The 14274-nt window shown below is 37.7% G+C and carries 11 protein-coding genes; 9 read left to right on the top strand and 2 right to left on the bottom strand.

Going from position 1 to position 14274, the window contains the following annotated elements:
• Nucleotides 1-9: 9 nt before the first annotated feature.
• Nucleotides 10-1302, bottom strand: coding sequence for a tetratricopeptide repeat protein (locus WJM97_RS11020; protein ID WP_353933063.1), 1293 nt, complete (start codon nt 1300-1302; stop codon nt 10-12).
• Entirely contained in the window at nt 1299-3860 is a 2562-nt protein-coding gene (locus WJM97_RS11015; protein ID WP_353933062.1) for a CHAT domain-containing protein, read from the bottom strand. The genes WJM97_RS11020 and WJM97_RS11015 overlap by 4 nt, the downstream gene beginning before the upstream one ends.
• Nucleotides 3861-4182: 322 nt before the next feature.
• Here WJM97_RS11015 and WJM97_RS11010 point away from each other — a divergent pair, with 322 nt between their 5' ends.
• From WJM97_RS11010 to WJM97_RS10970, 9 genes are all read left to right on the top strand, one after another.
• Nucleotides 4183-4593 carry a hypothetical protein gene (locus WJM97_RS11010; protein ID WP_353933061.1) on the top strand — a complete coding sequence of 137 codons (411 nt, stop codon included), beginning with the start codon at nt 4183-4185 and terminating at the stop codon, nt 4591-4593.
• 6 nt (nt 4594-4599) lie between these two features.
• Nucleotides 4600-5454 (top strand): hypothetical protein, encoded by an 855-nt coding sequence (locus WJM97_RS11005; protein ID WP_353933060.1) that lies wholly within the window; start codon nt 4600-4602, stop codon nt 5452-5454.
• A gap of 126 nt (nt 5455-5580) precedes the next feature.
• Nucleotides 5581-8562, top strand: coding sequence for a DEAD/DEAH box helicase (locus WJM97_RS11000; RefSeq protein WP_353933059.1), 2982 nt, complete (start codon nt 5581-5583; stop codon nt 8560-8562).
• A 421-nt stretch (nt 8563-8983) separates the two neighbouring features.
• Nucleotides 8984-9343, top strand: coding sequence for a hypothetical protein (locus tag WJM97_RS10995; protein WP_353933058.1), 360 nt, complete (start codon nt 8984-8986; stop codon nt 9341-9343).
• A gap of 94 nt (nt 9344-9437) precedes the next feature.
• Nucleotides 9438-9902, top strand: a complete 465-nt coding sequence (locus WJM97_RS10990) for an ASCH domain-containing protein (protein ID WP_353933057.1) — start codon at nt 9438-9440, stop codon at nt 9900-9902.
• A gap of 143 nt (nt 9903-10045) precedes the next feature.
• On the top strand, nt 10046-10459 hold the full coding sequence (locus WJM97_RS10985) for a hypothetical protein (RefSeq protein WP_353933056.1): 414 nt from the start codon (nt 10046-10048) through the stop codon (nt 10457-10459).
• A gap of 117 nt (nt 10460-10576) precedes the next feature.
• Nucleotides 10577-11236 carry a hypothetical protein gene (locus WJM97_RS10980; protein ID WP_353933055.1) on the top strand — a complete coding sequence of 220 codons (660 nt, stop codon included), beginning with the start codon at nt 10577-10579 and terminating at the stop codon, nt 11234-11236.
• A 293-nt stretch (nt 11237-11529) separates the two neighbouring features.
• The gene (locus WJM97_RS10975) at nt 11530-12954 is read left to right on the top strand and encodes a hypothetical protein (protein ID WP_353933054.1); all 1425 of its coding nucleotides are present in this window, start codon (nt 11530-11532) and stop codon (nt 12952-12954) included.
• 90 nt (nt 12955-13044) lie between these two features.
• The gene (locus WJM97_RS10970) at nt 13045-14229 is read left to right on the top strand and encodes a hypothetical protein (RefSeq protein ID WP_353933053.1); all 1185 of its coding nucleotides are present in this window, start codon (nt 13045-13047) and stop codon (nt 14227-14229) included.
• Nucleotides 14230-14274 lie beyond the last annotated feature (45 nt).

Here is a 14274-nt window from a genome sequence, read left to right as displayed (position 1 = left end):
TAAATATTCTCATTTTAGATTATCTGGTGCTGACCAAATTGCATCACGTATTTCTCCAGCGCAATCTTCACCTGTTATCTCACGCCAGATTGCTTCAAATTGGTTTTCTCCTAATTGGTTGAGCATTCGCGCTAAATCTTTGATAAGCAAGTTAATCCATTTTTTCTCATGCTCAATATCAAGTTCAAAAGCTTGAATATACATTTTCATAGCCTCATTCCAATTTAATAAATTTTCTAACACATTGCCTAATTCTCTCAATGTTAATGGAATTTTATACCAATCTTTAAACTGTTGAAAAATTTCCAATGATTTTTTGTAATAAGTCATTGCCATTTCAAACTGTTGTTCTATCTGTGCTATTATACCCAATAAACAATAATCATCCGCAGCTTTGTACCAATCCTGTATATCTTCTCTTATGTTTAGGGATTGTTGGCAGTAATTAATTGCTTCCTTAAACTGCTGCTCTTGCAGTGACATAATTCCAAGTTGATGATATACAGTTGCAACTTTATCCCAATTTTTTATATCTTCAAAAATTTTCAAGGCTTTTTTGTAATAGGCAACGCTGTCATCAAATTGATGTTGTCTTTGTGTTAATGTACCCAATTGGACATATACATCAGCAGTGTTATACCAGTCTTTGGCATCCTCGTATATCTTTAAGGATTTATTGTAAAAATCTCTTGCTTTGTCAACTTTTTCTTGTAAATAGGCTATATTACCAAATTGATAATATATCCTTGCAATATCATGTAAATTACCAGTCTTATTGTAAATATTAAAAGCCTTTTGAGAGTAGTCGAGAGATTCCTTCAATTGTCCTTGTTCTCGCGCTATATCACCCAATTGATAATATGTACCTGCCGCTTTATATGCGTCTCCTGTTTTATATATATTTTTATTATCCTCGTAGATTTCCAAAGCTTTTTTTGAATAATATATTGCTTGGTCAAAATGTTTTTGCAGTTGTTCTACTCTACCCAAATTATGATAAATACCAGCAGCCCTGTGAAAATCTCCAGATTTGTTTCTGATATTCAGAGCTATTTGGTAATGAGCAGTCGCTTGGACAAAGTCTCTTAATTCCATAGCAACATTGCCTAAATTATTATTTAAAGTGGCAATTCCATCATTTACTAAAGGATTTTCTAGTGCTACTAGCTCATCTAAAATTTTTTGATAAATTTCCCTTGCTTTTTCTAAAGCATTTATTTCTAGAGCTTCATTTGCTTCATTATTGCGTAGATACATCCACAAATCAAAAGCATCATTACCTTTTTCTTTTGCTTCTTTCACATCTCATCTATACCTATTTGCTTAATCGCTCGTTGTCGTAGAGATATAAACTCAGGTGTACGTCCCCAGAGTTTATATACATCTCCTAATACCGTAAGAATTAATTGAACAGTACCCCAAAGTTTATTTTTTTCAGCAAGATGTAAACTCTGTAAAAAATTTGGTTCTTCCAATTGCAACATTATGCTGGTGGATTCTGGATTGCTAATTAATTGCTCAGAGTATTTTTCCGCCAGTGCTGCATAAAAAAGAAGTACATTTTTCTCCAGTTCCCAAATCGCAGCTTGGGTACTTTTTTTAATCAGCAGTTGGCGCAAATACCAAGGTAGAACGGGGTGAATTTGATAGATGTTATTGCCAAGATGTTCTATAATACCTACTTCTACTGCTTCAACAAGTATTGTTTCCCAGTTATTGGTTTGTAAATTTTCGCCACAAATTTCTCTGTACGCCTTTCCAAAATCACTATCAGGATTTAATAAGAAGATGCACAGCCAATATGAATAAAAACGCTCAGAAAACAAACCCAAAAACGGTAAATGTCGCTGCGCTTTTTCCGACAACTTAGAAAAAGAATAGTCCAAAGACACCGTGAGAGATTTATCTCTCCCTTCTTCCTCAGCACCTGAAAAAGTATCTAATCCCAGCTGCAACGCTTCAATTAATTGTGATGGTGTCTGCGTTTTCAAGTGCGGTAAAATTACCCGCAAAGATAACGGATGTCCGCCCAAAAGTTTCAACAAATCTAAATATTCTTTGGGAAGTTTCGCTCTATCTACCCCCACCATTTGCAGAATCTTCGCGGCTAATTCTTCCACATCTTGCTCACGTAGTCCCTGCAAATTTACTAAACTGTAAGCACAACCAAGCCAAGATTCCTCACGACGGCTAGTAATCAATATCCAAGACTTTCCACCACGCAAATTTTTGAGAAATCGTTGTAAATTCTCTCGCTCACTTGCACTCAATAACGGCTCATTTCCCACAGGAAACCCCGCCACAGGTTCAAAGTTATCCCAAATTAATAAACAGTTATTATTTTTCAGGTAATTTAATACAGCCTGTTGTTGCTTCTCCGTTGCATACTGTGAAAATTTATCCCCCCAAACCTTTCTACCAACATGATTGATAACATTACTTAAAGTTGCACCATGCTCAAAGGAAATAAAGAATATAAATGAGCGTCCCTGAGTTTCATCTAGCCATCGAGCAAAACCTCCAGCTAACTCAGTTTTACCCACCCCTCCCATGCCTTGCAACAGTACAATATTGTTTTGGCGAAATGCTCGCTCTAACCGCAAAATGTCGTAATCTCGTCCAATAAAACCATAGCTTCCCTCTTGGGAAAAATCCACTAAATTACTAACAGTTTCTTCAAAGTAACTTTCAATATCATCAACTGTATTTGCAGGTGTGAAGGGCGTATAGTTTTCTTGCTGATATAGCACTGGCACTAGCCAATCTTGTAGTGGTTTATCTCCTTTGGGACTAGGACGCTGTGGCTGATTTAAAACTTGTTTTCGCCCTGCACTTACTGCTGTTGAGAGGCTTTTACCTGCTGCTAATTCCCCATATAAACGCCCCATGAAATGTTTAGCAGCTTGGGCATAAACACTATAAGCCATTGCTACTACACCCTTAGCTCCCAAAGACACTAAGCGCGTAGCTACTGAAGAAAAACTCCCTTCTCCCTCCTGAGCCGATTTGCAAGCATTCAATACAAAAATAGGCACACGACAATTTGCTAAATTTTGTGCAATTTTTGCTGCTGTGATAATTTGTGGTGAACCATCAAACGCCTCAAATATTAAAACTCCTTGTCCTGCAACACCGAAACTATGCTGAAATCCTTGGCTGTTGGGATCAAAATTGCCATGTCCATCAAAGTGAACAATATGATAAAATCCTGGTTTATCGTTTAATTCCCGTTCAAATTGCTCAAAGCTGGGCGGACGCAATACTTTAATATTAACTCTTTTCCGAATATTTGATACTGACTCTAAAAGAGGACGGGCAATGGTTTTAAAAGCAATATCTTTTTCTCCATAAGGACGGGCAATTACTAACAAAATATTCAGTTTATCTGCGGGTAAGTCTCCCATTTCTGCCCGAATAGGATAGTCGCTGAGGCTGCGAGACATACCTGCTAAAGAAGGTGCGAGAAATAGGCGATCGCTTGGTGAGTACAACAATTCCCAAGGCAAGTTTAGCACTTCTGGATTATCAGAAATAATCACCAATTCGCAGTTATTCAACCCTTCTCTAGTAGATTCATGAAAAAATTCTCGTGCTTTTTCACTACTGCGAAATACTAACTCAAATAACTGCTCTCCCCAAGTCTGAAATTGCCGCTCAATCCTGGCTGCAATGTCCGGGGCTAGTCCATAGGGCTGACGCAAGTAGTCTTCCAGATACCAGCGCAAATCGTCTAATGCTTTCTGATCAAAGGGATGCTCAAAAGGTATTGCTGGTGCAGTGCGACGAATAGCTTGTCCCCGTTGCCAGGAAAGTTGAATCGAATTTCCATCATGAGTAATCTGCAAGCAATTTTTCGCCATATTCACAGCCTTTTTAATTGATTAATTTTATTTTATCTCAGGAATATAAGTACAAGTGTAAATAAAAATCTACTTAGCCTTTTAAGGCAGAAAGCCATAACAGGTTTTTAACTGAATCTTTAGCATTTTATCCTAAATATCCTATCCTAAGTCAGTATCACTCCCCCTCTGAGGTATTTTTTATGGTAAAGAGCGAAAAACACGCCTTTAAAAACAACATAAGTAAAAGTATAATTAAATTTCAATTAAACTACCGTCAAATATGTATTAGAATATAAAGCAATAGCTAATTTAAAACCTCAAAAATTATTGAATAAAAACAATGAACATTAATCAGAATGTTTTAGAAGTTTCAGGAGTAGAAATCACTAAATCTATCTTAATAGATTTACAAAAACTCTCCTCTTGCTCTGGAGAACCAATAGCATCTGTCTATGCAGATAACCTACTACGTACCATGCGTACTATGCGCGATAAATTACCGTTTGACCCCTATACAGAAGTGGTAATGGCATTACATGATGCACTTGCATATTCTAACCGTTGGATTGACTATAACGCCAGTCAATACCAGGGAGTTTGTGAATTACTTACATCCCTAGTCAATCAAGAAACAATCAACAATTCATCAGTTGAAACAGCAATTTTAACTCTAGAAGAATTAGGCTTTGATACCCTACCATTCGGAGTCACACTTGATGAAAACCTGGATCTAGATAAAGACGAGGAATAATAGCAAATGGATGATGATAAATCTATTCCTCAACACTTTCTAGATACCTCAGTTTTACGTTCTCTGCTACTAGGTACACAAGTCTATAAGCAGTATTTTGAATCTCAATTTACTGACCAACCACTTTATATTTCTAATTACGTGCAAATGGAAATGAGACGCAGTTATCTAATTAATCTTATTTCCTTCTACTTTGTGCTGCGCCTAGAGACTATAAATAATATTGGCGATGCTATTGCACTGTGGAGCAATAGATTTAAAACTAGCGAACTCAAAGCTATTTTACAACTTATTCCCCAACTTTTTAGCACCCATCAACTTAACTTTAGTAGTCCCCAAGATAAAGAAAAAGCCATCTCGATTTTAGGAATTTATATCAAACGTTTTGAACTGCTACTCAGAAAAAAGTTTAATAATACCAATACAGATTCTACCACCTGTACCCGCGCCCTAGTACCGCTTACCCTTGACTTACAAAATCTGGCTGCTGGCTTAAAACAGTTTGCTGATGAGTTTGGAGATGTAAAGAACTGTCGCAGCAAATGTCAGATTGACCAATTTCTCTTAGTACAATACCGTTCAGAAATTGAGCAACTTATCCAAATTGCTGCTCAACTACCCAAAAACTCAAATACTAGGGGATTTATCAATATTGCCAATAATTTAAAAGAAATATTAGCTCAAGGAGCAGCTGCTTGTGACTGCAAACGTTGTGAAAAGATTGGAGATGCTGTCATTGCTTTAAATGCACCCCGGAATATGCAACTAGAACATACTGATAATTCCTTCGACTATTTATGTTCAACTATTAATCAACCCCATTACAAACATCCTTCAGAGAGTAAAATATTTGCCAGATGATAATTTTCTAATAAATTACTATGGCATTTATCAAAAATAACTTTGTAAATTCGGAGTTTACTTCTGTCAACTTAATATCTTCCCCCAATGGGGGATTTATAAGGGCAAAGTTCAAAAAACACCACCATGAACACGCCCAACTACAGCTTATTACTACAAAGCCTGTGGACACCACCTACCACACCCATTGCCGAAAATTCCCACCCCAATCACCATCCCCCAGAACCAACAGAAATCACCGAATTTCTAGGAGAAGAAATACTCTATCAACAAACAATTCCCGCCACCGAACCCAACCTCAAAACCATCCCCAAAGACCTACCAAAACAACTAATAAAAGCCCTACAATCATTAGGAATTACCCAACTTTACTCCCATCAAATCAAAGCCTTACAAGCAATTAGAACAGGTAAAAGTTTTATCCTCACATCCCCTACAGCCAGTGGTAAAACCCTCAGCACATACCCCGGCATTCTCGAAGGTTGCATGAATCAACAACACCGAGCCTTAGCATTTTATGGACTGCGAGCTTTAGCACTAGACCAATTCCATAAAATCTCACAATTACTTTCTACCATACCTCAAAAATATCGCCCAGTCTTAGCAATGATCACAGGAGATGTCAAATCAGCAGAAAGAGAACAAATTCTTGCCAGTGAACCCCATATATTAGGTGTCACTCCCGAATTAATTCACTTCCAACTCAAACAACTTTGGAAATCACCAAATTGGGCAAACTTTTATCAACGATTACGCTACATCTTAATTGATGAAGCACACACCCTTTCCGGTAGCTATGGCGCAAACATGGCTTGGTTAATTCGCCGCATTAAACTAGCAGTAGATAAATACGGTGGTGACTCCCAAAAACTGCAATTTATCTTCCTCAGTGCTACTTGTGGTAATCCTAAACAATTAGCTTTAAAAATCTCTGGTTTAAAACCTACAAAACTCAACCCCAAACCCTTAATTTGGATTCGTAAAAGTGGCGCATCTGCACCACAAAAACAAATAATTGTCACCCAACCGAGTTACAATTTAACTGCTGACACAGCCCGAATAATTCAATTTTTACTCAATCAAAATAAATCAGGAATCGCTTTTTGTAACTCCCGGCGCAGTGTGCGAGAATTAACAGAACTGTTAAAATCAAACCAAGTTACCGCATTTTATAGTGGCATTACGTCCGAGCGTCGAGCCGAAGTAGTTAATCAACTTCAGTCTGGTATAATCAAGTGGATAATTGCCACAGAAGCCTTAGAAGCAGGAATTGATTTACCAGAATTAGAATGTTGTGTATTGCGTGGCTGGCCTGGTTCTAAAATGGCGTATCAGCAACGCAGTGGTAGAGCAGGACGTTCTCAACCAGGACTAACAGTGCTGCTTCCCAATGCTTTAAATCCCATTGACTGTTATGTGGCAGAACATCCAGAAATGCTAGTATCTGGAGAAGCTGAGGAAGTGTTTTTTAATGATGAATATCCCATCTTTGCAGCCAAACATTTGATGTGTGCAGCCGCAGAAACAGGTATTCCCACAAACAAAATTAAACACTATTTCGGTGCAGCCGCTTTTGATGTCGCCAAACTGTTATTAGCCCAAGGACATTTACACAAAGGTCGTAATGGTTTATGGGCTAAAGGTTATCCCCATAAAGATGTTAATTTTCGTGGTGGTTTATCGCAAACAACTATCAAATTAATCGCCGCAATTTCTGGGGAAGAATTAGAGGAAATATCTGAAGATATCGCTCATCGAGAAGTGCATCCCCAAGCTATTTATAAACGACAAAATGCTAAGGGACAAATGCTGACTTATCAATGTATTTCTCTAGACCTGAACAGTAAACGAGCGATTTTAAAACAAGTAACAGATAGTTCAATTTTTACAGTTGCAACTACAATATCACAAACCAGTAGTTTAACTGTGCTGACTGACCCAGTAAATTTACCATTATTGTTTTCTCCAGATAGTTTAGAAGAAAAGAAACAGGGGGAACAGGAACAGAAAATAAAGGGGAAAGTTTCGCACAAAACTGACATCCTAGTCATAGGAAAATCTGTGAAGGAGGAACAGAGAATAAAGGGGGAAATTTCGCATTCTGTACCTCTATCTGAAGTTGAAGAATGTCAAGTAGAACTTACGCGGAATAAACGTAGACCGAAGGTCGTGCCGAAGGCTACCGCAGAGATGCAGAGAAGCCAGTGCGTTGGTGAGGCAGTCCGGTCTTGGGGGTGTCCCCCAGGAGGAACTGCCGAAAGGGTTTCCCGACTTGTTAGCGAAGCTCCTCTGTTAGCGAAGCTCTCCCAAAGGGAGCAAGAGGCAGCAACTGGCGCAACGCAGAGAAATGAGGGTTTGAGAGAGATTTTGCGTAAGTCATGTCAGGAATATTTAACGCTGGAATTGAGTTTTGGGGAAGTGCAGCACATTACCAGTGGTTACAATTTAATGACGCAAATTCATGAGCAGACTTGTTTAAATAAACGCTGTCTCAATTATAAAGAACCCTTACCTCAACAACCGCGCTGTCCCCTGTGTCGTAAACTCACCCGCAAAGCTGTAATTGTCAAAACTTTATCAGAAGAAAAGTTTAAGCAACCTTTCCGTACTCAGTTTTCTGCTCCAATGGTAAAGGTAACAATTAACTCCAGTGCGCGGGAATATATCCAGCAATTTGCAAAGGAAATTAGAAGCGGTTTAACTCGCAGTAAAGAACCAATTCCTTCTGGTTATCAACAGTTGTGGGAATATTCCAGTACCTTCATTGCTATGCACAGCTTTGGACATCAAATTATGAGAGCATTACAGCTTGTAGCTACAGTTGACCCCAAACAGGTGAATTTTACTGTGGTGAAGGAGTTGGGAGACGGTAACAACTATACTGGTTATTTCTATGATACCAGTGATGGTGGCAATGGTGCGGCTGAAGCTGTGTTTAAACATCTGCCAAAACTAGCGGAGGTTGGTAGGGTAATGGCACGAGATTGTAATTGTCATACTGGCTGTGCTAAGTGTCTAATTCAACATGGTTGTCCCGATGGGAATACTGCTTTATTGAAGCAGATGGGGTTGGTGTTGTTAGATGCAGTTGCTATAGCTGAAACGTAGGTTCTTGTTCAATTTGTGAAGCACAATAAAACAAGAGATTTCACGACGGTTTCTAAGTTGAAATGTAGCTTCTTTACTTGTTAAATTTGCGAAAATACCTACCCTTAACAGGCCACTCAAAGGGTAGGATAAAAAAAGTTATCGAAACAATGGGATATAAAACCGGACTTCGTCCCGCTACGCTAACGCCTTTGAAGGCAAAAAGTTTTTGGAGCGGGGCATAAATCTCCGTTACAAAAACGGCCTTCTGCCTCCTGCCTTCGTTAACAGTTATAGCATTTCCTAGTGTAACGAATTACAACATTATCTGCGTTTATCTGCGTCCATCTGCATTCAATTATTAATGCTTGTATCTCACTCGAATAGGATTTATCATATCATAGTAAAAAGAAAACAACTAACCTTTTATTTGATGATTTTTATGAACCAGAATTTAGATGAAAAACAAGCTCGTTTTCAACTCAACAATATACCAAATCGCTTAGGACATATCGCATCTAATTTAGCACGGATTAAGTCTTTTTCCCAAGTTGCTTATAAAGAAGCGGTGAAAAGCGTAATTTCCGAAATAAAGTTGTTTATTGAGTGGACAGCAGCAGAAATAGAACCTATTCAAACTGAAGAATTAGTAAATATTCAAGTTCAACTAGCGATGTGGGAATTAACTTGGAATGATATTGGGGAGGATGAAAAATTGCGTGCTGAAGTTGCAGAACAATCTGGTATTTGGTCTAAACAAGTTTTAGATATGTCAGGCTTGCTATCTGAATCTATGGTATAGTAATGAACTCAAAAAAAAGGTTTTATCTCAATTAAATGTACAAGAGATTAAAACCTGAATGAGAATTTACAAAATATCTAAGATGTTATCGCTCATGAATAATCAAATAATAGAAAATTATTGGCAAGCTTATTTAGCCACACTTCCAAATAATTCACAAGCTGACAATAAATATGATATAAGTCAATTTGGTGACAATTCTTGTTTAGCAAATCAACTCAGTGATTTAGTTGTCAAAGGAATCAAAACTGCAACTTGTTCAGCTTTATGGGAATGGGAAGCAGAAGGAAGCACACTTCCTAAAGTGGGATTAAAAGCAATTGTAATTGATGGTAATGAACAACCAATTTGTATTATTGAAATCACCGAAGTAAGCATTAAACCGTATATTGAGGTTGATGCCCAGTTTGCTTATGATGAAGGTGAAGGCGATGGCTCACTGGAGTTTTGGAGACAAGAACACTGGAACTATTTTTCCCGTGTTTTACCCAAAATAGGTAAACAACCAACACCGGAAATGCTATTGGTATGTGAGCGGTTTCGTGTGGTATACAAGTAGTACAAAGGCAGGAGGTTAAACATGGTTACTGCTTGATAGCGTGGCATAAGTCATGTTTTGGTTTTCAGTTTGTACTTCATTGACTTGCAATCTGCTGTATCTATTCATGAAAATAATTGTCTACCAAAGTTTTATAAACATCTATGAAAATTATAAAAAAAATATTTGCAGGTTCATTCTTAGTAATAGGTTTAGCCATACTCTTACTAGGAACTATAGAATTAATTGATTCTAATAAATCCAATGAAGATAAAGAAGGTGCATTAGCAGCAATAGTTGTATTTGGTATACCATCAACAGCTATAGGAACATGGATTATTTGGGGGTTACGTCAGCAGCATGAACAGAAACTTAAACAATTTCAATTAGAAAGAGAGCAACTATTTCTGCGTCTCTTACAACAAGAAGAAGGAAGAGTTACTATTACAAAATTTGCTTTAGCTGCTCAAATATCTATAGAAGAAGCTAAACAATATTTAGATGAAAAGGCTAAACAACTAAATGCTAATTTTGAAACCAGTGACAACGAGGGAATTATTTACAGATTTCCTGAATAAACAATGGATGAGTAATGTGATAGTATTAATTTTCATTAAACTTGTTCAGCAATATTAATCAAAATAATTAATTTGCAGCGTTACGCTGCATGGGAGAGATGTAATTTTCTCCCGACTATGTCAATAATTAACCTTGCTGATATTCAACAAATTAATAAAACACAGCAACAACTTCTATTTCCTAAACAAAAACACAATCAAAATCACTCCGCATTTGATTATATCATAGCAGATAACTTTCAATTGGTGATGAAACAATTGTTTTTACAACTTCCTGTACAACCTTTATTAAATGCTAATCCTCAAATTGCTCAATTAGTTGCTCAAGTACAAGAACTTGCACCTGAACTTTTTCACCCACGCAAGAAGTTATTAGTTGATAACCCAGTCATTGCACCTTTGACAGTAAATAATGAAAATTACTTTATTCAAATCATCACAAATATAGCATTTAAACGGGGTATTCCTAGAATTTATGAATGGGCGATGCGTTATCCTAAATTAAGCTGGCAAGACCGAGTAAAGTTGTGGACTACAACTGTTCAATATTCAGTTTACCCTAACCAAATACAACTTGTAATTGTAGCAGTAGACCCCGTAAAACCAGCCCAAAGGTTAGATATAAACTGGACTCAAAAATTGCATCAACAAACTGAAAAATGGTTAATTAAATTACTCAGTCAAACTCAAGATAATAATTTAATATCAAAACAGGTAAATCAGGAAATAATATCATCAATGATAAATTTAGACAATATTCCTGAAACCAATATTTAATATTATGTCTGGCTAAACACCTTTAAATAAAAATGCTTGAAACTCCTATTTTTAGGAAATTACAATTATGGGCAATTAGTCGGACATGATATAAGAGCTTAAAGCCTCAGTTTTATTAGTAAAATTTAGTTATATTCCTGTAGCTATTTTCTAATTCAGAAATTAAAATAGTGATTAATACTGTTTGCGGGACTTTGGTATGACTTCCGAATCTAGCCTTTTGCAGCTATCCTAGCTAGTCGTACCGCCATTCCCCGAACAGTACCTCCTACAAAAAAAGTCACGATGCCAAAATGAACATGAATTGGACTAACCAACATCAACAGGTGGCCAGGGAAGATTTAGTCATGTTCATTAACGCTTGTCTTTCCTGCACAGGACAGCGTGAGTTTTACAGTGATGGTTATGGGCAGCGTGTATCTATAGACTTTTTACACGACTATATTCTAGGTAATTACCGCTTGCTTTATACCCGGACATTAGCAGCAGGAATTAACCACTTCAACCAAGCACAGATTATTCTCAAATTACTAGCCACCGGAAAACACACACCCCCTGAACATCGCCAAGAAGAGGGGGCATTAATAGCCACCGTCTTAGCAGCCCTACCATCACAACGAGGTTGGGAAGTATTGCAACAATTACGGAAAAGAGGTATTAATAATCGCCGGAGTAGAGCGATCGCCCGTGACTATCTTCAACAAAGACGCGACATTAACTTTGATGCTGTCAAATATCGTTCTAAATTTAGAGCGATTGCCTCCCATGCACACCTCACCCTCCCAGGAGAATTAGGTAACTTTCTTTTTGGTAAATGGAAACAGCAAGTTTATCAAACCGAATTATTTGAGACATTTCGCCAAGCACACCATAGTGCAGAAGCAGTTTATCAGCTACCCTTTACCGTTGCTGAAGGTTTAGCTGTAAAACACGGCATTAAACGTGAGGTTTTTTTGTCCCGCATCCAAGACCAAATGACCTTAAACGAAAAATTGCGATCGCAAACTTCAGCCAACCGTGCAGAAATAGAAATTGACATTAATTTAGGTCGTCTTCCTCTGACTCGTTTAGCACTATATATCCTCTCCCTATCATTAGATACTCGTAAACAGCAGGGGGATATCTTCAATCAAGCATTAGAGAAATCTGCGGCCTTCACATTAAAAAAATCTCCCCTCAAACTTGGACGAGTAGCAGCAGTTCTAGATTGTAGTTACTCCAGTTCCGGTTCAACTGAAAAACGTCGTCGTCCTCTAGGAGTAGCGTTAGCAACTCATTACCTACTTAAAGCAGCATCCCAGGAATACCAAGCTTTTTGGACAATACCAACCAATGACCCACTGTTGATTTTACCTCGCGGACAAACAGATTTAGCCACACCCCTACTTGATGCTTTAGATTGGAGTGCAGATTTAGTAGTCATCATTAGCGACGGTTGGGAAAACGACCCCCCCAATGGTGCATCGGAAATTCTGCGTATATATCGCCAACGTTTAGACCCTAAACAGAAAACTTCCATTGTGCATTGCAATCCTGTTTACAATGCCGATGACTTTTCTTTACATACCCTCAGTCCCACAATTCCTACAGTCGGATTAAGAGATGCAGAAGATTTACCGACGATGTTAGGTTTTGCCAGATTTGCTGAAGGTTCTGCATCTTTAGCCGATTTAGAGGAATATCTAGCAGCGCGAGTTAAGCAAATGTTAAGTGGATAAAATCTACAATTTACATCCCCCATACAAACATCCATATACTAAATTATGTGTGGTGTTGCTTAAAAATAATCAAACTAGACACACTATTATATGGTATCCAAAAGTAACTTATTAACAGACATATCACTTAAAGGATTAGAAATTGCCCCTTCCCAAGTATGGGGTTCAGTCCGTATTGTGCCATTATTGCGTCATCAGGTTCGGAACGATTTACGCTTACTACGTCGTAGCTATAATGAAGATTTAACAGTTGTTTCCTTAGCAGGAGAAATCACCGCACCAGGAATGAAATATTTCTCCTATATTCCTCATGGATTAGTATTATCTTGGACTGATGATGGTAGTCCTGTAGGTGCTTTTGGGGGACAACTTTTGAAAACAGATGGTAAGCAGCTAAACTGCAATTTTGCTAGTGTGCGATTAATGCACCGCATGATAAAACGGGAATCTAAGAATCAACTGAGATTTTTACCACTGCATTTAGCAATGGAAGGCTTTTTATCAATGTTTTTTGAGGGGCCTGATATTGCTTGGCGTGAATATTCTAAATACACCCTTTCTCGTGGTCTAGGTATTCGTATCGAAAGCTCTTTTAGTGGGCGTTATATTGCTGGACTTGAAGATGCTTTGCGAGTGTTTGAAATTCATTCTCGACAGGTGGGGGTATTGGTATTTGTAGCAGAAGCATTAGCATCAGCTTTTGTAGTTCCTACACCAGAAGATTATAAACTTTTACACAATAGTTTATTAGAAGATTTTTATGGTGAATTATTGTATCAATATGCTTTACTTCATCAGACAACTTTTCCTATGAGTGTATCTTTAAATGAGTCAAAAATTAATGATTTAACAGCTTTGAGAGCAGCAGTAGAAAATATGCGTGCAGATTGGGCATCTTTTCAGGGTTTTATGGCAGAAGGACTGCTAGGACGCAGGTTGATTTCTCAGAGGGTTTATACTGCTGGTTCATTTATATTACAGCGATTTATTACTGACCTCAACCCCAAAGAAGAGAATCATATTGGAGAAGCAATTATTCGAGAAAATGGTGAATTGGAGTATTTGAAAACTTACCGTTTATCAGGAATGCAAACTCGTCGAATTTATTTGCTGAGTCAATTAGCAGAGCATAATTGGAATTTGGATGCTACAGCTAGTAAATTGGGCAATACACGAGAGGAGTTTGTGCAACGTTTAGAAAAGGTAGGGTTTGGTTATTTACTCAATGCAGAAGTAAGACAGGCAGCACTGAAGAAAGCCAAGGGTAAAAGGTAATATTTTGTAAAAACTACTGTAAATAACAGCATATTCAATAAATTT

Source organism: Okeanomitos corallinicola TIOX110, from assembly GCF_038050375.1.
Classification (GTDB): domain Bacteria; phylum Cyanobacteriota; class Cyanobacteriia; order Cyanobacteriales; family Nostocaceae; genus Okeanomitos; species Okeanomitos corallinicola.
Note: the sequence above shows the minus strand (reverse complement) of the source record. Positions and strands in the feature narration are given on the sequence as shown.

What these genes read in the sequence shown, in the direction of transcription:
- WJM97_RS11010 (WP_353933061.1), top strand. Translation starts at nt 4,183, where the DNA reads ATGAACATTAATCAGAATGTTTTAGAAGTTTCAGGAGTAGAAATCACT.
- WJM97_RS11000 (WP_353933059.1), top strand. Translation starts at nt 5,581, where the DNA reads ATGAACACGCCCAACTACAGCTTATTACTACAAAGCCTGTGGACACCA.
- WJM97_RS10995 (WP_353933058.1), top strand. Translation starts at nt 8,984, where the DNA reads ATGAACCAGAATTTAGATGAAAAACAAGCTCGTTTTCAACTCAACAAT.
- WJM97_RS10975 (WP_353933054.1), top strand. Translation starts at nt 11,530, where the DNA reads ATGAACATGAATTGGACTAACCAACATCAACAGGTGGCCAGGGAAGAT.
- WJM97_RS10970 (WP_353933053.1), top strand. Translation starts at nt 13,045, where the DNA reads ATGGTATCCAAAAGTAACTTATTAACAGACATATCACTTAAAGGATTA.
- WJM97_RS11005 (WP_353933060.1), top strand. Translation starts at nt 4,600, where the DNA reads ATGGATGATGATAAATCTATTCCTCAACACTTTCTAGATACCTCAGTT.
- WJM97_RS10990 (WP_353933057.1), top strand. Translation starts at nt 9,438, where the DNA reads ATGAATAATCAAATAATAGAAAATTATTGGCAAGCTTATTTAGCCACA.
- WJM97_RS11015 (WP_353933062.1), bottom strand. Translation starts at nt 3,860, where the DNA reads ATGGCGAAAAATTGCTTGCAGATTACTCATGATGGAAATTCGATTCAA.
- WJM97_RS10985 (WP_353933056.1), top strand. Translation starts at nt 10,046, where the DNA reads ATGAAAATTATAAAAAAAATATTTGCAGGTTCATTCTTAGTAATAGGT.
- WJM97_RS10980 (WP_353933055.1), top strand. Translation starts at nt 10,577, where the DNA reads ATGTCAATAATTAACCTTGCTGATATTCAACAAATTAATAAAACACAG.